This window comes from Microbacterium oleivorans (genome assembly GCF_023715745.1).
GTDB classification, from domain to species: domain Bacteria; phylum Actinomycetota; class Actinomycetes; order Actinomycetales; family Microbacteriaceae; genus Microbacterium; species Microbacterium oleivorans_D.
Genome location: NZ_JAMBOV010000003.1, coordinates 178,500 through 199,129 on the forward strand (window position 1 = coordinate 178,500; position 20,630 = coordinate 199,129).

General features: G+C 69.6%; 21 protein-coding genes. 11 read left to right on the top strand and 10 right to left on the bottom strand.

Going from position 1 to position 20,630, the window contains the following annotated elements; translation table 11 throughout:
• The first annotated feature begins 6 nt into the window (after positions 1-6).
• Positions 7-570, top strand: a complete 564-nt coding sequence (locus M3190_RS08785; protein ID WP_251580591.1) for a dihydrofolate reductase family protein — start codon at positions 7-9, stop codon at positions 568-570.
• Between the two features lie 6 nt (positions 571-576).
• Here the strand turns inward: M3190_RS08785 and M3190_RS08790 are convergent, their stop codons facing one another.
• Positions 577-2,634 carry a M3 family metallopeptidase gene (locus M3190_RS08790; RefSeq protein WP_251580592.1) on the bottom strand — a complete coding sequence of 686 codons (2,058 nt, stop codon included), beginning with the start codon at positions 2,632-2,634 and terminating at the stop codon, positions 577-579.
• 95 nt (positions 2,635-2,729) lie between these two features.
• Between M3190_RS08790 and M3190_RS08795 the strand changes: the two genes are divergently transcribed.
• Positions 2,730-3,329 carry an ArsR/SmtB family transcription factor gene (locus M3190_RS08795; RefSeq protein WP_251580593.1) on the top strand — a complete coding sequence of 200 codons (600 nt, stop codon included), beginning with the start codon at positions 2,730-2,732 and terminating at the stop codon, positions 3,327-3,329.
• Entirely contained in the window at positions 3,326-3,541 is a 216-nt protein-coding gene (locus M3190_RS08800; RefSeq protein WP_251580594.1) for a hypothetical protein, read from the top strand. The genes M3190_RS08795 and M3190_RS08800 overlap by 4 nt, the downstream gene beginning before the upstream one ends.
• A gap of 7 nt (positions 3,542-3,548) precedes the next feature.
• Here M3190_RS08800 and M3190_RS08805 read toward each other — a convergent pair whose 3' ends face one another.
• The 5 genes from M3190_RS08805 to M3190_RS08825 all read right to left on the bottom strand — a co-directional run bounded on the left by M3190_RS08805 (position 3,549) and on the right by M3190_RS08825 (position 8,723).
• Complete coding sequence (locus tag M3190_RS08805; protein ID WP_251580595.1) at positions 3,549-3,797, bottom strand: hypothetical protein; 249 nt, start codon at positions 3,795-3,797, stop codon at positions 3,549-3,551.
• A gap of 1 nt (position 3,798) precedes the next feature.
• The gene (gene valS / locus M3190_RS08810) at positions 3,799-6,375 is read right to left on the bottom strand and encodes a valine--tRNA ligase (protein ID WP_251580596.1); all 2,577 of its coding nucleotides are present in this window, start codon (positions 6,373-6,375) and stop codon (positions 3,799-3,801) included.
• A gap of 117 nt (positions 6,376-6,492) precedes the next feature.
• Positions 6,493-7,302: a MetQ/NlpA family ABC transporter substrate-binding protein gene (locus tag M3190_RS08815; RefSeq protein WP_251580597.1), complete on the bottom strand. Its 810-nt coding sequence runs from the start codon at positions 7,300-7,302 to the stop codon at positions 6,493-6,495.
• A 45-nt stretch (positions 7,303-7,347) separates the two neighbouring features.
• The gene (locus M3190_RS08820) at positions 7,348-8,040 is read right to left on the bottom strand and encodes a methionine ABC transporter permease (RefSeq protein ID WP_251580598.1); all 693 of its coding nucleotides are present in this window, start codon (positions 8,038-8,040) and stop codon (positions 7,348-7,350) included.
• Positions 8,037-8,723, bottom strand: coding sequence for an ATP-binding cassette domain-containing protein (locus M3190_RS08825; RefSeq protein WP_251580599.1), 687 nt, complete (start codon positions 8,721-8,723; stop codon positions 8,037-8,039). Before M3190_RS08825 ends, M3190_RS08820 begins: the two co-directional genes overlap by 4 nt.
• A gap of 105 nt (positions 8,724-8,828) precedes the next feature.
• Between M3190_RS08825 and M3190_RS08830 the strand changes: the two genes are divergently transcribed.
• On the top strand, positions 8,829-9,242 hold the full coding sequence (locus M3190_RS08830) for an OsmC family protein (RefSeq protein WP_251580600.1): 414 nt from the start codon (positions 8,829-8,831) through the stop codon (positions 9,240-9,242).
• 4 nt (positions 9,243-9,246) lie between these two features.
• Here the strand turns inward: M3190_RS08830 and M3190_RS08835 are convergent, their stop codons facing one another.
• Both M3190_RS08835 and M3190_RS08840 read right to left on the bottom strand, forming a co-directional pair.
• On the bottom strand, positions 9,247-9,759 hold the full coding sequence (locus tag M3190_RS08835; RefSeq protein ID WP_251580601.1) for a GNAT family N-acetyltransferase: 513 nt from the start codon (positions 9,757-9,759) through the stop codon (positions 9,247-9,249).
• A 2-nt stretch (positions 9,760-9,761) separates the two neighbouring features.
• On the bottom strand, positions 9,762-10,418 hold the full coding sequence (locus M3190_RS08840; protein ID WP_251580602.1) for a hypothetical protein: 657 nt from the start codon (positions 10,416-10,418) through the stop codon (positions 9,762-9,764).
• Between the two features lie 220 nt (positions 10,419-10,638).
• Here M3190_RS08840 and ileS point away from each other — a divergent pair, with 220 nt between their 5' ends.
• The 4 genes from ileS to ndk are packed head-to-tail and all read left to right on the top strand — an operon-like array spanning position 10,639 to position 16,175.
• Complete coding sequence (gene ileS / locus M3190_RS08845) at positions 10,639-14,016, top strand: isoleucine--tRNA ligase (RefSeq protein ID WP_251580603.1); 3,378 nt, start codon at positions 10,639-10,641, stop codon at positions 14,014-14,016.
• On the top strand, positions 14,013-15,365 hold the full coding sequence (locus tag M3190_RS08850; protein ID WP_251580604.1) for a bifunctional folylpolyglutamate synthase/dihydrofolate synthase: 1,353 nt from the start codon (positions 14,013-14,015) through the stop codon (positions 15,363-15,365). The genes ileS and M3190_RS08850 overlap by 4 nt, the downstream gene beginning before the upstream one ends.
• 11 nt (positions 15,366-15,376) lie before the next feature.
• On the top strand, positions 15,377-15,757 hold the full coding sequence (locus M3190_RS08855) for a DUF4233 domain-containing protein (protein ID WP_251580605.1): 381 nt from the start codon (positions 15,377-15,379) through the stop codon (positions 15,755-15,757).
• A 1-nt stretch (position 15,758) separates the two neighbouring features.
• Complete coding sequence (gene ndk / locus M3190_RS08860; RefSeq protein WP_251580606.1) at positions 15,759-16,175, top strand: nucleoside-diphosphate kinase; 417 nt, start codon at positions 15,759-15,761, stop codon at positions 16,173-16,175.
• 49 nt (positions 16,176-16,224) lie between these two features.
• Here ndk and M3190_RS08865 read toward each other — a convergent pair whose 3' ends face one another.
• Entirely contained in the window at positions 16,225-16,830 is a 606-nt protein-coding gene (locus M3190_RS08865) for a vitamin K epoxide reductase family protein (RefSeq protein ID WP_251580607.1), read from the bottom strand.
• Between the two features lie 302 nt (positions 16,831-17,132).
• Between M3190_RS08865 and M3190_RS08870 the strand changes: the two genes are divergently transcribed.
• Positions 17,133-19,487 (top strand): Rne/Rng family ribonuclease, encoded by a 2,355-nt coding sequence (locus M3190_RS08870; protein ID WP_251580608.1) that lies wholly within the window; start codon positions 17,133-17,135, stop codon positions 19,485-19,487.
• Positions 19,488-19,496: 9 nt separating this feature from the next.
• Here the strand turns inward: M3190_RS08870 and M3190_RS08875 are convergent, their stop codons facing one another.
• Positions 19,497-19,769: a DUF4031 domain-containing protein gene (locus M3190_RS08875; protein WP_251580609.1), complete on the bottom strand. Its 273-nt coding sequence runs from the start codon at positions 19,767-19,769 to the stop codon at positions 19,497-19,499.
• A 211-nt stretch (positions 19,770-19,980) separates the two neighbouring features.
• Between M3190_RS08875 and rplU the strand changes: the two genes are divergently transcribed.
• Together rplU and rpmA are read left to right on the top strand one after the other, a co-directional pair.
• Positions 19,981-20,289 (top strand): 50S ribosomal protein L21, encoded by a 309-nt coding sequence (gene rplU, locus M3190_RS08880; protein WP_251580610.1) that lies wholly within the window; start codon positions 19,981-19,983, stop codon positions 20,287-20,289.
• A 21-nt stretch (positions 20,290-20,310) separates the two neighbouring features.
• Complete coding sequence (gene rpmA, locus M3190_RS08885) at positions 20,311-20,568, top strand: 50S ribosomal protein L27 (RefSeq protein ID WP_251580611.1); 258 nt, start codon at positions 20,311-20,313, stop codon at positions 20,566-20,568.
• The last annotated feature ends 62 nt before the right edge of the window (positions 20,569-20,630 follow it).

Consider the following 20,630-nt stretch of genomic DNA (forward strand, 5'->3'; position numbering starts at 1 on the left):
CCCGGCATGGGACGCATCCTCTTCGACACCGCCACGTCAGCCAACGGGTTCATCGCCGACGAGACCAACTCGCTCTCATGGCTGTTCGCGGTCGAGAACGGTCAGACGCCGGACGACTCCTTGCTGCCCTCCGGCGCTACGGTGCTCGTCGAAGGCGCGACGACCTACGAGTGGGTGCTCGCTGAGTCCGACATCCTGGCGCACCCCGATCGCTGGGCGGAGTTCCACGGAGACCGCCCCACGTTCGTCTTCACCACCCGAGAACTGCCGAAGCCTGCGGGCGCCGACATCCGCTTCGTGCAGGGGGATGTCGCATCCGCCCTGCCGGAGATCCGTGCCGCGGCCGGTGACGGCGATGTGTGGATCGTGGGCGGGGGAGATCTCGCGGGCCAGTTCCTCGACATCGGCGCGCTCGACGAGATCGCCGTCTCGGTGGCGCCCGTCTTCCTGGCCGGAGGTGCGCCCCTGCTGCCGCGCCGTGTCGAATCCGACCGCCTGCGGCTCGTATCGGCCGAGGCGGTCGGACAGTTCGCGCGGCTGATCTACAGCGTCCGGCCGACGAGCGAGTGACTCCGCTCAGCCGGTGAGACCACGGCGCTCGAGCAGCGGCTCGATCCGCGCATCGCGTCCGCGGAAGTCGCGGTAGGCCTCCAACGGATCCTTCGAGCCACCGACCCCGAGCAGACGCTCACGGAACCGGTCGCCGTTCGCGCGCGTCAGCCCGCCGTTCTCGCGGAACCATTCCACCGTGTCGGCGTCGAGGACCTCGCTCCAGATGTAGGAGTAGTAGCCGGCGCTGTATCCACCCGAGAAGACGTGCGCGAAATACGTGGACGAGTACCGGGTCGGCACGGCCGGGTTGTCGAGGCCGATGTCGGCGAGGGCGGTCGCCTCGAAGGCGTCGACGTCGATCTCGGACGCCGTGTCCTCGACGTCGAGGCTGTGCCACGCCTGGTCGAGCCACGAAGCCGCCAGATACTCGCTCGTGGCGAATCCCTGGTTGAAGGCCTCCGACTCCCGCAACTTCGCCACGACCTCTTCGGGCAGCGGCTCGTCGGTGTCGATGTGACGGGCATAGGCGGCGAGGATCTCCGGCCAGAAGATCCACATCTCGTTGACCTGGCTGGGGAACTCGACGAAGTCGCGGAACACGGCGGTGCCGGCGAAGTGCGGGTAAGTGACCGTTGCGAACAGTCCGTGCAGCGCATGGCCGAACTCGTGGAAGAGCGTGGTGACCTCGTCGAGCGTCAGGAGGGTCGGGCTGCCGGGCGCGGGCTGCGGCACGTTGAGGTTGTTCACGACGATCGGAGCCGTGCCGCGCAGGGCCGACTGCGACTGGATCGAGTTCATCCACGCTCCGCCGCGCTTGGAGTCGCGCGTGTAGAGGTCGAGGATGTAGAGCCCGAGGTGTGAGCCGTCCTCGTTCCGCACCTCGAACACGCGCGCCTCGGGGTGATACGCAGGCAGGTCCGGGCGCTCCGTGAAGGTGATGCCGTAGAGGTCCGTCGCCGCACGGAAGACGCCGTCGACGAGCACCCGCTCCGCCTCGAACCACGGGCGCAGGGCCGTCCGGTCGAGGTCGTAGAGCGCGGCGCGGACGCGCTCGGTGTAGAACGCCCAGTCGTGGGCCGCGAGCGGGAACCCGTCGCCGTCGCCGTCGATGATGTCCTGAAGGGCCGCCTGCTCCTGACGCGCGTTCTCCGCGGCCGGGACGGCGAGGCGGCGCAACAGCGCGTGGACCGCCTCGGGCGAGCCTGCCGTCTCGTCGGCGGTGACGTACGCCGCGTGCGAGTCGTACCCGAGCACGCGGGCGCGCTCGGCGCGGAGACGGACGATCTCGGTCAGGACCGCGCGGTTGTCGTTCTCGTTCCCTCGACGGCCACGCGAGCGCGAGGCGGTCATGAGTTTCTCGCGGCTGGCCCGGGAGGTGAGCGACGACAGATAGGGATGCCCCGTGAAGAGCGTCAGCGTCACCACGAACTTCCCGTCGAGGCCGCGATCGGCTGCGTTCCGGGCTGCGGCGGACAACTCGCCGTCGGTGAGGCCGTGCAGTTCTGCGGCGTCCTCGAAGACCACAGCGAGGTCGTTGGTGTCGGCGAGGAGATTCTTCTCGAAGGTGGTCGTCAGCACGGACAGCTGCTGGTTGAGCTCGGTGAGCACGGTCTTGTCAGCCACATCGAGGCCGGCCCCGGCGTTCGTCATCTCGCGGTACGTGCGCTCGACGAGATAGCGGTCCTCCCCGTCGAGCCCGAGGTCGTCGAGCTGCGCGTGGACGGCCGCGACCCGAGCGTAGAGACCGGCGTCGAGCGTCACGGCATCCTGGTGCGCGGACATCAGAGGAGCGAGCCTCTCGTCGATCTCCTGGATGTCGGCCGTCGCGTCGGCGGAGCTGACCGTGTAGAACGTGCGCGCCACGCGCCCCAGCAGCTCGCCCGAGCGCTCGAGGGCGACGAGCGTGTTCTGGAACGTCGGCGTCTCGGTCGAGGTCGCGATCGCTTCGACCTCGGCGCGGTGAGCGGCGAACGCCTCGCGGAAGGCGGGGAGGTAGTGCTCCGGGCGGATGCGGGGATAGTCCGGCAGCTCGAATGCGAGGGGGGAGGGCGAGAGAAGCGGGTTGGCAGCGGCATCCGTCATCGTCCCAGCGTACGGCTCGGGCCGTTCTCAGACCGCAAAGGTCCTTCTGCAAAGAAATGCTTGCAAACTTCTACTTGCAAAGATATCTTTGCATTATGAGCGGATCCGAGGACGTCAGAGAAGGGCGCAAGCTGGATGCCGGCGCTCTCCGAGCGCTGGCGCACCCGCTGCGCGTGCAGCTCTTCGACATCCTGTCCCAGTACGGGCCGCAGACCGCGAGCTCGCTCGCCGAGCGGACGGGGGAGTCGTCGGGCGCGACGAGCTACCACCTTCGTGCGCTGGCGAAGCAGGATCTCATCCGCGAGATCCCGGACCGCGGGTCGGCCCGCGAGCGCTGGTGGGAGCGCGCCGACAAGTCGGTGTCGTTCGACAGCCCCGAGGCGCTCACGTCGCCCGCGGTGCGTTCGGCGACCCAGCTCATCATGAACGAGTTTCTCGGGCGCCGTCACCAGCAGCTGATGCGGCACGTCAGCGAGGGCATCGCCTCGCCGGACGAGCACGACGACTCCACCATGATCTCGACCGCCAACATCCACCTCACGCGCGCGCAGGCGAAGGACCTGATCGACCGCCTTTCGGCCGTCGTCTCCGAGGTCGTCGCCGGCGCTCGCGGGCACGAGGAGGATCCCGACCGCTCACCGTTCACCGTCCGGGTGGACGTGTTCGCACTTCCCGAGGACGGAGACGGACGATGACCACGATCACCATTCCGGTACTGGACGTCGCCGGTCGTCCGACCCGGCTCGAGGCGCTCCTCCTGGCCGCCTCCGCGTCGGTGCAGCGCGGCGTCGCAACGCGGATGATGCGCCGCGCCGAACAGGCCCTGGCGCAGTCAGCGGCCGACGAGCACGCCGAGCGCACGCGCGTCGACGTCGCCGCGCACCTCGCGCGTCACCCGCGCGCCTGAGCGTCCGTCAGGCCATGCCGTCGTCGTCGAGGTGGCCGACGACGACCTCACCCTCGCGGTCGACGTGCACGACGATGCCCGTCTCGAGCTCCGCGACCGGGCGTCCCTCAAGCCAGGTCAGCGTCCACCGGGGACGGGGTTGACCGAGCGGATCCTGGTCGACGGCGGCGTCGACGGCCGCGATCTGCTCGCGCAGGATCTCGGGGACGGCGGTCGGCGGCTGTTCGCCGCTGGTCCATCGGGTACCGAGCTGCATGTCAGGCCTCCTGAGGGGTGAGGACGATGTCGCCGACCGACACGGTGTCGCCGGCCGCGTAGGAAACCTGCGCGATTCGGCCCACGGCGGCGAGGTCGCCCTCGGCCGAACGGATGGCGTCGAGGGCGGCATCCGGTCCCGTGATCGTGAGCGACTCCACGGGCGTCTTCTGCGAGGCCTTGGCCTCCGTCTTCGCGCGGCGCACACCGATGAGCGCTTCACCGACGGTGCGCAGCACGACCGGGTCGCCCTCGATGCCGAGCGGTGCGGGCCATTCGGCCGTGTGCACGGAACCCTCCTCGAACCAGGACCACGCCTCCTCGGCGGCGAACGACAGCACCGGGGCGAGCAGGCGCAGGAGCGTCGACAGGGCCATGCGCAACGCGAGCGCAGCCGAGGCCTGACCGGCGTCGGCCTGATTGTACGCCCGCTCCTTCACGAGCTCGAGGTAGTCGTCGCAGAACGTCCAGAAGAACGCCTCCGTGATCTCGAGCGCCCGGGCGTGGTCGAAGTCGTCGAAGGCCTTCGTCGCGTCGCGCACCACCTGGTCGAGGGTGGCCAGCATCGACGCGTCCAGCGCGTGGGTGATGCGCGCATACTCGGGAACCGGGAAGGACAGCACGAACTTCGCGGCGTTGAGCACCTTGATCGCCAGGCGCCGACCGATCTTCACCTGCGTCGGGTTCTGCGGGTCGAACGCCGCGTCGGCGCCTAGGCGGCTGGAGGCCGCCCAGTAGCGGACGGCGTCCGTGCCGTGGGCGTCGAGGATGTCCGCCGGGGTCACGACGTTGCCCTTCGACTTCGACATCTTCTTGCGGTCGGGGTCGACGATGAAGCCCGAGATCGCGGCATCCGTCCACGGCGCGCGGCCGTCCTCGAGCACCGAACGGACCATGGTCGAGAAGAGCCACGTGCGGATGATGTCCTGACCCTGCGGTCGCACGTCGAACGGCGCGACGAGGTTCCAGAGCTCCTCGTCGCGCTGCCACCCGCCGGCGAGCTGCGGCGTGAGCGACGAGGTCGCCCAGGTGTCGAAGATGTCGCGCTCGGCGTCGAAGCCGCCGGGCACACCGCGCTGCTCCTCGGTGTAGCCGTCGGGCACGTCGGTGGTGGGGTCGATCGGCAGGCGTGCGAGGTCGGGGGTCAGCACGCGGTCGTAGTCGCGCTCCCCGTTCTCATCGAGCGCGTACCAGACCGGGATCGGCACGCCGAAGAAGCGCTGGCGCGAGACGAGCCAGTCGCCGTTGAGCCCGTTCGTCCAGTTCTCGTACCGCACCCGCATGAAGTCGGGGTGCCAGCCCATGCTGCGACCCATCTCGATGAGCTTCTCGCGAAGGTCCGCATCCCGCGCGCCGTTGCGGAGGTACCACTGGCGCGTCGAGACGATCTCGAGGGGACGGTCACCCTTCTCGTAGAACTTCACGGGGTGGGTGAACGGCTTCGACACCTCGAGCAGCTCGCCGGACTCCTGCAGCAGCTCGACGATGCGCTTCTTGGCACTGAACACGGTCTTGCCGGCGAGTTCCGCGTACGCCGCCGTGGCGGCATCCGTCTCGAGCACGTCGGGGGCCTCGTCGATGATCCGGCCGTCGCGGCCGAGGATCGTGCGGTTCGGCAGGTCGAGCTCGCGCCACCAGATGATGTCGGTCACGTCGCCGAAGGTGCAGATCATGGCGATGCCGGTGCCCTTGTCCTTGACCGCGAGCGGGTGGGCGAGCACGGGCACCTCGACGTCGAACAGCGGCGTGCGCACGGTGGATCCGAAGTAGGGCTGGTAGCGCTCGTCGTCCGGGTTCGCGACGAGGGCCACGCACGCGGGGAGAAGCTCGGGACGTGTCGTCTCGATGTGGATGTCGCCCGAGCCGTCGGACTTGTGGAACGCGACTCGGTGATACGCGGCCTGCTGGTCGCGGTCCTCGAGCTCGGCCTGGGCGATCGCCGAGCGGAAATCGATGTCCCACAGAGTCGGCGCCATGGCCTGGTAGGCCTCGCCGCGCTTAAGATTCCGCAGGAACGCGAGCTGACTCGTGCGGATGGTGTCGTCCGAGATGGTGCGGTACGTCTGCGTCCAGTCCACCGACAGGCCGAGCTTGCGGAACAGGTCCTCGAACTGCTTCTCGTCCTCGAGCGTCAGCTCCTCGCAGAGCTCGATGAAGTTGCGACGGCTGATCGGCACCTGGTCGGCCGGCTTCAGGCTCTTCGCGTCACCGCGGAAGGGCGGCGTGAAATCGGGGTCGTAGGGGAGCGAGGTGTCGCAGCGCACACCGTAGTAGTTCTGCACGCGGCGTTCGGTGGGAAGCCCGTTGTCGTCCCATCCCATCGGGTAGAACACGGTCTTGCCCCGCATGCGCTCGTAGCGCACCTTCACGTCGGTGTGCGTGTAGCTGAACACATGCCCGATGTGGAGCGAGCCGGATGCCGTCGGGGGAGGAGTGTCGATCGAGAAGACGCCCGCGCGTCCCTTGGCCTTGGCCGCGTCGCGGTCGAACAGGTACGTGCCGGCGTCGGACCACGCGGCATCCCACTTCTGCTCGAGGCCTTCCAGGGCGGGCTTGTCGGGTATGTGCGCGTTCGTCATGGTGGTGCTCCTCGAGCGATATGTGCGGCACTGTGTGAGCGTGCCTGAGTGTGGGTGTCGCGCCAGTCTACCGCCGGGGCTGTGACGCCGCATGGCGCCGCAGCCCGCGTCAGCTCGTCAGAACGCCGCCTCGATGGTGGCGTTGCCGTCGATGATCTCCCGCACCGGGTCGCTCGTGAACGCGTCGATGAGCGCCTCGGTGGAGGGGGCATCCGCGTCCTCCTCGGGGACGACGAGCTGCAGTGCGAAGCGGTCGTCGAGCTCGGTGAGCAGGCCGTCGTCCTGCGGGGTGAGGCCGAGCGCCGCGATGTGCGACGGCCACTGGAAGACGAGATCCGCCTCGTCGTACGCCGTGTTGAGCTGATTGATCTGCAGCTCGAGGAACGTCAGGTCCTTCGGGTTCTCGGCGATGTCGTCGACGGTGGCCTCGTAGGGGTCGACGCCCTCGGCCAGCGTGATGATGTCGGCATCCGCCAGCATCTTCAGGGCGCGGCCGGTGTTCGACGCGTCGTTGGGGATCGCGACGGTCGCGCCCTGCGGAAGATCGGCGATGTCGTCAATCGTCTTGGAGTAGAAGGCGATCGTGAAGTTGTAGATCGGCTGCACGGCGGTGAGGTCCGCGTCGTTCGCAGCGTTGAACTCCTGCATGTAGGGCTCGTGCTGTGAGAAGTTCGCGTCGATGTCGCCGGCGGCGAGCATCTTGTTGATCGTGACGTAATCGGCGACCTCGACCAGCTGGACCTCGTAGCCGTCCTCGATCTCGTCGGCCGCGGCCTCCACGATGTCGGTCATCGGGGAGGTGACGGCACCGACGCGGATCGTCTGCACCTCGTCGCCGCCCGTCGGGGCGGGGGAGGCGCAGCCGGCCAGGAGGGCGACCGCGGCGGCGGTGGATGCTGCGGCGAGGGTGAGGCGGCTCGGGGACATGGGTGCTCCTTGTGGGATGGGGTGGATGCCGGTGGTGGCAGAGGCTCAGCGGTGGTCGAGGCGGACCGAGATCCGCTGCCCGACTGCCTGGATCACGAGGACGATGGCGAGGATGACGAGGATCGTGAAGTACATGAGCACGTCGTCGTACTCCTGGTAGCCGTAGCGCAGCGCGAAGTCGCCGATCCCGCCGCCGCCGACGACACCGAGGACGGTCGAGTAGGAGAGCAGACTGATGCTCGCCGAGGTCAGCGCGTACACGAGGCCCGGCAGGGCCTCGGGCAGTAGGAAGCGCCACACGGTCTGCGGAACCGTCGCCCCGAGGGTCTGCGCGACCCGGGGGATGCCGGGGCTCACCTCGCGGAGGATCTGCTCCACCAGGCGGCCGTAGACGGCGACCGCGACGACGCAGAGCGAGAAGGTCGCAGCCGGCGTGCCGAAGGTCGTGCCGTAGATCGCCCGGGTCGTGGGTACGAGGAAGACCACCAGCAGCAGGAACGGGAAGGACCGGATGACGTTGATCAGGACGTTCGCGACGGTCCACACGACGCGTTGCGGGCGGATGCCGCCGGGTCGCGTCAGGTACACGGCGGCGCCGAGGGGGAGACCGATCAGCACGGCTGCGGCGAGGGAGACACCGAGCATGTAGGCCGTCTCACCGAGCGCTTCGACGAGGTCGTCGCCGCGCTCGGCGAGCGACGCGCCGAGGGAGGCGAGGATGTCCTGCGGCTCGGTCATGCGCCCAGCTCCCGCCGCGCGCGATCGAGGTAGGTCTCGCGCTCGCGTCGCACCGCCGGTGTCACCGTCAGCACCTCGACGAGCCTTCCCGCATCGAACAAGGCCACGCGCTCGCACACATCGCGCACGACCTCGAGGTCGTGCGTCACGATGACGACGGTGGTGCCGAAGCGGTCGCGCGCGTTGCGGAGGAGGTCGAGGACCTCGGCCGCCGTCCCCGAGTCCAGGGCCGACGTCGGCTCGTCGCACAGGAGGAGGCGCGGGCGCGTGACCAGCGCCCGGGCGATCCCGACCCGCTGGCGCTGCCCGCCGCTGAGCTGCGCGGGATAGGCATCCGCTCGGTGGTCGAGTCCTACGAACCGGAGCACCTCATCGACGGTCCCGGGGGAGCGCTCACGCCGCGGGTGAAGGCTGAGGGCGACCTCGACGTTCTGCCGGACGGTGCGGTTGGACAGCAGGTGAACGCCCTGGAACACCACGCCGATCTCGCGGCGCAGTCGACGCAGACCCGGGCGATCGAGTCCACGGACGTCCTGGTCGAGCACCGTGACGACACCCTCCGTCGTCATGACCTCCCCGGTGAGCAGACCGAGGAGCGTGCTCTTGCCCGCACCGCTCTCACCGATCACACCGAGGATCTCCCCGGCCCGGACCGTGAGATCCACATCGCTCAGTCCGGTCACGCCACCGGGGTACACCACGCCCGCGCGTGAGAGCGAGACGGGGTTTGCGGGCAGCACGATAGGACCTCAGGCCGTTGTTGGATGAAGTCCAATTATAGTTCTGACATGACCACCAGGTACCGGACCGAGGCGATCAACGACGACGGCGGGACAGGTGTCAGCCGCGTGGTGGGCGGCATGACTGTTCCCGTCACGAATCCGTTGAGTCCGGATGCCGATCTCTCCCGCAGCAACCCCGAGCAGCTCCTCGCCCTCGCGTGGGCGACGTGCCTGGACGCGACTCTGCAGGCCATCGTGAAGAAGTCGCACCGCACACGGGTCCGCGTGGAGGTCGAACTGCAGGACTCACCCAGCCGGGGCGGCTACGAGTTCCACGTGACCGCGTTCGTCTCGGCCGAGGGACGCACGATCGCCGAGACGGAGGACCTCCTGACCGCGGCACATGACCGCTGCCCGATCTCCCGCCTCCTGCAGGGGGCGGCGACGGTCGCCCTCCGCGCCGAGGGCTGGGCGGGCTGACGCCTCAGCGGTCGACGGCGAATCCGAGGTGCGGCATGTCGACACCTCGGTAGCGGACGGTGAACCGCCGTCGCACCGTCATCCCCAGGCGGATCGCGACGTTCATCGAGGCGATGTTGGTGTCCCGGATCTTGGCCCACACCGACGCGGCATCCCGTTCGCGGAAGGCCCAGTCGCGGCTCGCACTCGCCGCCTCGGTCGCGTAGCCGCGATGCCAGTGCGATCGGCGGAAGAGGTAGCCGACCTCGAGGACCTCGTCGTCCTCGATGCGCTGACGAGTGATGCCGCACTGGCCGATGAGGACGCCCGGGTCGTCGGCGAGATCCACCGCCCACAGACCGAAACCGTCTTCCTCATAACGGCGGAGGTTGCGCTCGAGCCACTGCCGCGTCTCGGCCTCGGTGAAGGCTCCTTCGTACGCCTCCATCGCCACCGGATCGGCCAGGATCCGTCGGAGCGCGGGAAGGTCGTCGGGCGTCATCGGCCGGAGAATGAGGCGTTCGGTGCGCACCTGCATCGTCAGCCCCGGACGTCGACGCCGAGGGATGCCGCGAACGCCCGCGCGTGCGAGGTCACCTGCGTCTCGGTGAGGGTGGCGCCGCGCAGCATCCGGACATCCGTGAACGAGAGGACCTCAGCGCCCCGCAGATCGACGTCGCTCGCCTGCCACTCGCGCAGGTCCATCTCGTCGATGGCGGTATCCGCCATCCGCAGGCGTTCGACACGGGCGCCCGGGACGTCGAGGGTGCCGATGCGGCATCCGCTGATGTCGACGTCGCGCAGGGTCGCGCCGCCGGCCGTCAGGTAGTCGACCCTGACTGCGTCCAGCAGGATGCCGTCGCAGCGGGCACGCGACAGGTCGAGCGTCCCGATGCGGCCTCCGCGGATGACGACGGTCCGCCAGGTGCCGTCGCGGGCGATCAGCTCAGCGGCGGACACGCCCTCGAACACCACGTCGGCGATGATCGCGCCGGTCAGATCCACCGACTCGACGGATGCCGGGGCGACGACACTCTCGCTGATGCGGGCGTGCGCGGCATCCGTCGTTCCCGGCTCGAGATCGATACGCGCCTCGAAAGCCTCACCCGACCGGCGGAGCGCGGCGGGGGAGAACTCGGTGGGAAGATCGGGATCCGGGATGCGGGGAGGCTCGGGACGGATGCGGGTGCGGGCCATGACGCCAGGCTATGCCGACGGTATGATCGAGTCATCAGCACCGATCCGGCCATCACCGGGGAGCTCTCGGAAGAACAGCGGTCCGCCGCCCAGTAGAACCGAGCGGGGCAGGCCCGTCATCGCCGCAGGTGAGTGGGTGCACCCGGATCCGGGCAGCGCCAAGCGGGGTGGTACCGCGGTCTCCGGATCGTCCTCGCAGGAGCAGACCTGCAGGAGTGACATGACCTACCCCCGACCTTCCGCCTTCGGCCCGGCCGCCGACGCGCCCGCGGCCGTCGTCCCGAGTCCGCGCTTCCCCGATCTCGAACGCGACGTCCTCGCCTTCTGGGAGCAGGACGACACATTCCGCGCGTCGATCGCCCAGCGCGACGGCGCGGACGAATGGGTCTTCTACGACGGCCCGCCGTTCGCCAACGGCCTGCCGCACTACGGGCACCTCCTCACCGGCTACGCCAAGGACCTCTTCCCGCGCTTCCAGACGATGCGCGGCAAGAAGGTCGACCGCGTCTTCGGCTGGGACACGCACGGCCTTCCGGCTGAGCTCGAGGCGATGAAGCAGCTCGGGATCACGGAGAAGAGCGAGATCGAGGAGATGGGGATCGCCGCCTTCAACGCGAAGGCACGCTCCTCCGTCCTCGAGTACACCCGGGAGTGGGAGGACTACGTCACCCGCCAGGCCCGATGGGTCGACTTCGAGCGCGGCTACAAGACGCTCGACACCGGCTACATGGAGTCGGTGCTGTGGGCCTTCAAGGAGCTCTACGACAAGAACCTCGCCTACGAGGGCCACCGTGTCCTGCCCTATTGCTGGCGCGACGAGACGCCGCTGTCCAACCACGAGCTGCGCATGGACGACGACGTCTACAAGATGCGGCAGGACCCGTCCGTCACGGTGACCTTCCCGCTCGTCGGGGCGAAGGCCGAGGCGCTCGGCCTCACCGCCGTCCGCGCCCTGGCGTGGACGACGACGCCGTGGACCCTGCCCACCAACCTCGCGCTCGCTGTCGGCCCCGACATCGAGTACGTCGTCGTGCCCGGCGGTCCCGCCGGCGCAGCGGACGTCCACGAGGACGCGATCGAAGGGCAGTCGCACCGCTATCTCCTGGCTGCCGACCTGCTGGGGAACTACGCGAAGGACCTCGGCTACGCCTCGGCGGAGGAGGCCCGGGACGCGGTCGACCAGACGGTCCGCGGCGCCGAACTCGCCGACGTCGCCTACGACCGGCTCTTCGACTATTACGCCGACGAGGAGACCTGGGGCACGCAGAACGCCTGGCGCATCCTCGTCGACGACTACGTCACCACGACCGACGGCACCGGCATCGTCCACCAGGCCCCGGCCTACGGTGAGGACGACCAGCGGGTGACGGGGGCCGCCGGCATCCCGCTCATCATGAGCCTCGACGACGGCGGCCGCTTCCTGCCGCAGGTGACCGATGTCGCCGGCGAGCTGTGGATGGACGCCAACCGTCCCCTCATCCGCCTGCTCAACGCCGAGGGGCGCCTGCTCCGCGAGGCGTCGTACGAGCACTCGTACCCGCACTGCTGGCGCTGCCGGAACCCCCTCATCTACAAGGCCGTCTCGAGCTGGTTCGTGCGGGTCACCTCGATCAAGGACCGCCTCGTCGAACTCAACGAGCAGATCACCTGGGCGCCCGAGAACGTCAAGCACGGTCAGTTCGGCAAGTGGCTCGAGGGCGCGCGCGACTGGTCGATCAGCCGCAACCGGTTCTGGGGATCGCCGATCCCGGTGTGGAAGAGCGACGACCCCGAGTACCCGCGCGTCGACGTCTACGGCTCGCTCGCCGACCTCGAGCGTGACTTCGGCCGGCTGCCGGTCAACGAGGCGGGCGAGGTCGACCTGCACCGCCCGTTCATCGACGACCTGACCCGTCCGAACCCGGACGACCCGACCGGGAAATCCACGATGCGCCGCATCGAGGACGTCTTCGATGTCTGGTTCGACTCCGGCTCGATGCCGTACGCGCAGGTGCACTACCCGTTCGAGAACCGCGAGTGGTTCGACGAGCACGCTCCCGCGGACTTCATCGTGGAGTACATCGGACAGACGCGCGGCTGGTTCTACGTCATGCACGTGCTCTCCGGTGCCCTGTTCGACCGTCCCGCGTTCTCGGGGGTCGCCTGCCACGGCATCGTCCTGGGCAGCGACGGGCAGAAGATGTCGAAGTCGCTCCGGAACTACCCCGACGTCAGCGAGGTCTTCGACCGTGACGGCTCCGACGCGATGCGCTGGTTCCTCATGAGCTCGTCCGTCCTCCGCGGCGGCAACCTCGTCGTCACCGAGGAGGGCATCCGCTCCGGCGTCCGCGAGTTCCTGCTGCCGCTGTGGAACGCCTGGTACTTCTTCTCGACGTATGCGAACGCCGCCGGCGGACCGGACGGCGAAGGGTATGAGGCGGTCTGGCGCACCGACTCCACGAACGTCCTCGACCGTCACATCCTCGCTCTGACCGGCGACCTCGTCCGCGACGTGGCCGCCGACCTCGAAGCGCTGGATTCGACGATGGCCGCCGCCAAGCTGCGCGAATTCGCCGAGGCGCTCACGAACTGGTACATCCGGCGCTCGCGCGACCGGTTCTGGGTGGGGGTGGATGCCGCCGACCCGGCCACGACCGAGGCGTTCGACACGCTCTACACGGTGCTCGAGACGCTCACGCGCGTTGCGGCGCCGCTCATCCCGCTCGTCTCCGAACGCGTGTGGCAGGGCCTGACGGGCGGGCGCAGCGTGCATCTGGAGGACTGGCCCGACGCCGAGCGGTTCGCCCCGGCATCCGACATCCGCGAGGCCATGGACACCGTCCGCGAGGTCTCGTCGGTCGCCAACGCGCTGCGCAAGAAGGAGGGCAAGCGCGTGCGCCTGCCGCTCGCATCGCTGACGGTCGCCGTCGCAGGTGCCGACGCGCTCGCGCAGTTCGAGGACATCGTCCGCGACGAGCTCAACGTCAAGGGCGTCCAGGTCGTCGAGCTCACCGACGGACTCGCGGAGCAGTACGGCATCAGCCAGCGGCTCGCCGTCAACGCGCGCGCCGCGGGGCCGCGCCTGGGCAAGCAGGTGCAGCACGTCATCAAGGGCGCCAAGGCGGGCCTGTGGACCGAGACCGACGGCGTGGTCGTCGTCGACGGCATCGCCCTCGAACCGGGAGAGTACGACCTCACGCTCGAGGCGGGCGGCGTCGCGGAGGGCACCGCGATCGCGCTCCTCCCGCGCGGCGGGTTCGTGCTGCTCGACACCACGACGACGCCCGAGCTCGAGGCCGAGGGCCTCGCGCGCGACGTCATCCGCGCCGTGCAGGACGCCCGCAAGGCCGCGGGGTTCGAGGTGAGCGACCGCATCGCGCTGCAGCTCACGTTCGACGACACCGCCGACGCCGAGGCCGTCGCGTCCGCGTTCGCGGTCGCCGACGTCGCGGGGGAGACCCTGTCGGTCGCCGACCTCGTCGCCACCGCCGACGGGAGCACCCTGCGCGGCGAGGCCCTGCGCTCGGCGCCCGAGCACACGGCATCCGTCCCGGCCGGCACGTACGCGAACGCCGGCGCCTTCACGATCGGCGTGCGACGGATCGGAGCGACCTCATGAGCGACCGCACACGAGCGGATGCCGTGTACGCGGCTCTCCTGCAACGGCAGGGCGAACGGTGGGTCGAGCCTCGCGTCGAGCGCACCCGTCGTGCCCTCGAGCTGCTGGGCGACCCGCAGCGCACCTATCGCGTCATCCATGTGACGGGGACGAACGGCAAGACCTCGACGAGTCGTATCGCTGAGTCGATCGTGCGAGCCCACGGCCTGCGCACCGGCCTGTTCACCAGCCCGCACCTGGAACGGTTCACCGAGCGCATCATGATCGACGGGGAGCCCATCGCCGATGCCGCCGTCGCCGACGCCTGGGATGACGTCGCGCCCATCGTCGCGTTCGTCGACGATGAGCTCGCGGGCAAGGGCGAGCCGCCGCTCACGTTCTTCGAGCTGCTCACGGTGCTCGCGTTCGTCTCGTTCGCCGATGCGCCGGTCGACGTCGCGGTGATCGAGGTCGGCATGGGTGGGGCGTGGGACTCGACGAACACCGCCGACGGCGACGTCGCTGTGTTCGCACCGATCGACATCGACCACGCCGACAAGCTCGGCGAGACGATCGCGGAGATCGCAACCGTGAAGGCGGGGATCATCAAGCCCAGCGCGACCGTCGTCTCGGCCGCCCAGCAGCCGGCTGCGCTCTCCGTCCTCACCGCCGCCGCGCGCGCCCAGGGTGCGAGCCTCGCCGTCGACGGCGACCAGTTCGGGCTTCTCGATCAGAAGCTCGCGGTCGGCGGCCAGCTCCTGACGGTCCGCGGTCTCGCCGCCACCTACGACGAGCTCTACCTGCCGCTGTACGGCGCGCACCAGGGACGCAACGCCGCCCTGGCGATCGCGGCGGTCGAGTCGCTGATCGGCGGCGGCACGCAGCCCATCGCGCCGGACGTGCTCGCCGACGGCCTCGGCGCCGCGACGTCGCCCGGTCGACTCCAGCTCGTGGGGGTCGCCCCCACGGTGCTCGTCGACAGCGCCCACAACCCGCACGGCGCCCGGTCACTGGTCGCCGCCCTCGGGGAGTCGTTCGACTTCGATGAGTGGGGTCTCGTCCTCGGCGCTTTCGCCGACAAGGACGTCGCCGGCATCGTCGGCACCCTCGCCCCCGCCGTCGCGCATGTGTTCGCGACGGCGCCCGAGTCGGACCGCGCGGAGGAGCCGGATGCCGTCGCCGACCTCGTCGAGCAGAGCGGGACACCCGTGACGGTGCACCGCGACCTCGCCGAGGCCGCCGAGGCGGCGCGCGCGTGGGCTGCGGCATCCGATCGTCGCGCCGTCGTGATCGCCGGCAGCGTCGTGCTCGCCGGAGAGGCCGTCGTCCTCGCCGAGGCCGAGGACTGGAAGTCGGGGTACGAGTCGTGAGCAGGCCACGCGTGCGACGGCAGCGCGGCGCCCGGGAATCGCTCCTGTCGGTCATCCTCGGCTTCGAGTCGATCGTCGCGTTCCTGGCCGGCCTCGCGGTCTACGGGCTGCGGGCACTGCCCCAGGGGATCGAACCGTGGTGGGGCATCGTCGGCGGTGTCGTCCTCGGCATCCTCATGATCGCCCTGGCCGGCGTCACCCGCTATCGCTGGGCCGTCGTCGCCGGTGGTGCCCTGCAGGTCGTCATCGCACTCGGGGCGTTCCTCGTGCCAGCGCTCCTCATCGCGGCGGCCGTTTTCGGTGCGTTGTACGTCTATGGCACCATCAAGGGCGGCGCGCTCGACGCGCGCAACGCCTCACTCGCCGCCGAGGCGGAGAAGAACGGAGACTGACATGGCCACCGAACAGACGCTCGTCCTCGTGAAGCCCGACGGGGTCGCCCGTGGCCTCACCGGCGCGATCCTGGCCCGCATCGAGGCGAAGGGGTACGCCCTCGTCGACATCCGCCTCGTGGAGCCCGACCGCGAGCGTCTCGAGCAGCACTACGCCGAGCACGCCGGCAAGCCGTTCTACGAGCCGCTGCTCGAGTTCATGATGTCCGGCCCGTCGGTCGCGATCCGCCTCGCCGGCAACCGCGTCATCGAGGGCTTCCGTTCTCTGGCGGGCACCACCGACCCCACCACCGCGGCTCCGGGCACCATCCGCGGCGACTTCGGCCGGGACTGGGGCCTCGCCGTCCAGCAGAACCTGGTTCACGGCAGCGACAGCGTCGAATCCGCGGACCGCGAGCTCGCCATCTGGTTCGACTGAGCCCGACGCGAGTGCGCCCGTCCCCGTCCGGGGCGGGCGCATCGTCGTCTCAGCGGGTGAACTCCGAGATCCAGTCCAACTGCACCTGCGCGATCACCCCGATGACCGCGAAGGCGACGATCGCCATGAGCGGCGTCCACGCCATGAGCGCGTCGGCACGCCTGCGGGCCGCAGCGGATGCCGGGAGTGCGCCGACGCGCACGAGGTGCACCATCACGGCGAAGAACGTCGGGATCGTCACCGACCAGGTGACCATGCACCAGGGGCAGAGGGTCGCCAGCACGAAGATGCTCTGCGAGATGAGCCAGAGGACGAAGGCGAACGCCGCCGTCACGCCGACGCCGAACAGCAGCCAGAACCAGCGGGCGAATCGCGCCCCCGCCAGCAGGGCCGCACCGACGACGATCGGCGCCACCCACCCGGTGAGGCCGAGGATCGGGTTGGGGAACCCGAACACCGACCCCTGCGCGGACTCCAGGTTCTTTCCGCACTGCACCAGAAGGCTGATGTCGCAGGATGCCGCCGTCCCGGGGTTCGCGAGGATCTTGAAGCGTTCCGTCGTGAGCTCGAAGGCGGCGAACCACCCCACGACACCCGCGAAGATCAGCCACAGGGCGAAGACGGTGGGGCGGGAGTTGCGGGTCGGGGCGGCCATGCCGGCGATTATCGCACCGCCTCTGATCAGCACTCTGAGGCACCGGCCGTGCATATCCGAGGGCGTCGGTCACGGCTCCGGGCCGGGAAGTGGGATAATGGGGGTCGACGTCCCCGCGGCCGCGCCGCCAGGATGTCACCAGAAGACTTCGGGCGATCGACGCCCGCGCAGCATCACCCCGCCGAGTGTGCGGGGATCGGCTGCAGACCAGATGAGTTCGCGGCACACCTCCGGGACCGGAGCGGAGCCGCCCGATTTTCGCCGGACGGCACGCGGGGCCGTCGGCTGGGAGTAAGCCAGAGATGGCAGATGAGACGAACGACACGACAGCATCCGACGCGACCGAGGGAGAGCTGACGCCCGGCGCCACCGACGCGCAGCTCGAACAGGCCGCCGAGTCCGGTGCGCCGACCGCGGGGGAGTCCGCTCCCGAGCAGGGACAGGACGCGCCGGCCCAGGACGCCGCGACGGTGACGCCGGAGACACAGCCTGAGGAGCCCGCGGCGGACGCCGACACGGCGACGCCCGATGCGCAGCCTGAGGAGCTCGGGGCGGACGCCGACACGGCGACGCCCGAGGCGCAGCCTGAGGAGCCCGCGGCGCCGGCGGTTCCGACCGCGGTGAGCCTCGGCCTGCTGCCGGAGCAGTTCGTCTCCGCCGTCTCGACGGCGCTCCACTTCTACGCGCCTGAGGTCGCCGCCCTCCCGCCGTTGCCGCGCGATGACCGTGACGACCGCGATGACGCCGGCAGTGAGGCATCCGGCGGATCACGTCGCCGCAACCGTCGGCGCGGTGGGGGCGGTAACAGCGCCGACCAGAACGACGAGCCCGCGCCGCGCCGCCGAGTCGTCGAGGTCATCACCGAGCCGCAGCGCATCAAGGGCTCCACGCGGCTGGAGGCCAAGAAGCAGCGTCGTCGCGACGGCCGCGAGGCGGGCCGTCGTCGCGCCGTGGTGACCGAGGCCGAGTTCCTCGCGCGTCGCGAGTCGGTCGACCGCGACATGATCGTCCGTTCGCGCGGCGGCCGCATCCAGATCGGTGTGCTCGAGGACAACGTCCTCGTCGAGCACTATGTCGCCCGAAACCAGGACGCGTCGCTGATCGGGAACGTCTACCTCGGCCGCGTGCAGAACGTCCTTCCCAGCATGGAGGCCGCCTTCGTCGACATCGGCCGCGGACGCAACGCCGTGCTCTACTCCGGTGAGGTGGACTGGGATGCCGTCGAGACCGGCAATCAGCCCCGCCGGATCGAGCTCGCCCTCAAGTCGGGCGACCGTGTTCTCGTGCAGGTCACGAAGGACCCCGTCGGCCACAAGGGTGCGCGACTGACGAGCCAGATCTCGCTGCCCGGTCGGTACCTCGTCTACGTTCCCGGCGGAGCGATGAACGGCATCTCCCGCAAGCTTCCCGACACCGAGCGCGCGCGGCTGAAGAAGATCCTCAAGGAGGTCCTCCCGGAGTCCTCGGGCGTCATCGTCCGCACCGCGGCGGAGGGCGCGACCGAGGAGCAGCTCACCCGCGACGTGCAGCGACTCACCTCGCAGTGGGAGCACATCAGCACGCAGGCTCAGACGGGCCAGGCGCCCGCGCTCCTGCACTCCGAGCCCGACCTCCTCGTCAAGATCGTCCGCGACGTCTTCAACGAGGACTTCCGGAAGATGCTCATCCAGGGCGATGAGGCCTACCAGACCATCACGTCCTACCTGACAGGTGTCGCGCCCGACCTCCTCGAGCGCATCGAGAAGTACGAGGGCGAGCAGGACCCATTCGACGTCTTCCGCGTGACGGAGCAGATCGAGAAGGCCCTGGACCGCAAGGTGTGGCTGCCGTCGGGCGGGTCGCTCGTCATCGACCGCACCGAGGCGATGACGGTCGTCGACGTCAACACCGGCAAGTTCGTCGGCACGGGCGGCAACCTCGAGGAGACGGTCACCAAGAACAACCTCGAGGCCGCGGAGGAGATCGTCCGCCAGCTGCGGCTGCGCGACATCGGCGGGATCATCGTCGTCGACTTCATCGACATGGTGCTCGAGTCCAACCGCGATCTCGTCCTGCGCAGGCTCGTCGAGTGCTTGAGCCGTGACCGGACGAAGCACCAGGTCGCCGAGGTGACCTCGCTCGGTCTCGTGCAGATGACCCGCAAGAAGATCGGTCTGGGGCTTCTCGAGACCTTCAGCGAGCCGTGCGAGGTCTGCGCCGGCCGCGGCGTCATCGTGCACCACGACCCCGTGGTCAAGCACCGCGGGTCCTCGAACGGCGGCAACGGGAACGGGAACGGCAACAGCCGTCGACCGCGTCAGAACGGCGGAGCCTCGCAGAGCCAGGGCGGCGGAAACGCCGCCGCAGCTCCCGGCCACACGCACGTCATCACGGAGGGCGTGAAGTCGGCGCTCGCGCAGATCGCGGCATCCACCATTCAGCCGCACGAGGAGCCCGCTGCCGCCGCCGTGGAGGAGCCCGTCGCCGAGCGGCCCGAGCGCGCCAAGCGCCCGCGCCGTAAGAAGGCGGAGGCTCCCAAGACCGACGCCGATCGCCTGCTCGACTCGGTGCTGGAGGCGCTGCCCGAACCGAAGGCGCCCGGTCAGGGACGCGCGCGTCGTCGTGTCACGACGGCGGCGCTGACCGGCACACCCGTTCAGACCCCGACCGAGGACTGACGGCGCGCGTCACCGTCCCCGGCGTTCGCGGGCGGTGACACGCAGCCCCGAGGTGATGAGTCGCCGCACCAGCTCATGCGCGCTGACCCGCTGTGCGCCGCCCGCCACGAGCCGCTCGAGCGCGTCCTCGGGCACGTCGTAGTGGTCGCGGTCGAAGGCACGGGGCGGGATGCCGTGGGCCGCCGCGAAAGCGTGGAGCTCGTCGAGATCGCTGTCCGAGACCATGTGGGCCCACAGGCGACCGTGCGCCGGCCACATCGCGGAGTCGACGAGGATGGCCATCCGCCGATCATATGACCGGCCGGAGCGGCGGGGATCGGCCGCGGCGCGCCGAGCCGTGCTTTTGCCCTCGCTGCGGCGATCGGGTATCCTGGTTCCTTGGTGCGTCACGTGTCGCAGGCAGTTGCGACGCAGAGCCTGGCTTCCGCACCACGACTTCCAGTCTCATCAGACAATCGGAGCCGAGCGCTCCACAGAAGAAACAAGGTGTGAAGTGGTTTACGCAGTTGTGCGCGCCGGTGGCCGTCAGGAGAAGGTCCAGGTCGGCACCATCGTCGTCCTCGACCGTCAGGCGGCGAAGGTCGGCGACAAGATCGAGCTCCCCGCCGTCCTGTTCGTCGACGGCGACGCCGTGACGACCGACGCCGACAAGCTCGCCAAGGTCACGGTCACCGCCGAGGTCCTCGGCGAGGAGCGCGGCCCGAAGATCGTCATCCAGAAGTTCAAGAACAAGACCGGCTACAAGAAGCGCCAGGGCCACCGCCAGGACCTCACGCGCGTCAAGATCACCGGCATCAAGTAAGAAGCCGAGAGGACACGAGAGATGGCACACAAAAAGGGCGCAAGCTCCACCCGTAACGGTCGTGACTCCAACGCACAGCGCCTCGGCGTGAAGCGTTTCGGCGGCCAGCAGGTCCTCGCCGGCGAGATCATCGTCCGTCAGCGCGGCACCCACTTCCACCCGGGCGCCGGTGTCGGCCGCGGTGGCGACGACACGCTGTTCGCGCTGGCCGCGGGCGCGGTCGAGTTCGGCACGAAGGGCGGCCGCAAGGTCGTCAACATCGTGTCGGTCCCCGAGTAATCGGACGCATTCCTTCATGAGGGGCGGGCTACGGCCCGCCCCTCATCTTTTCCCCCGATAGG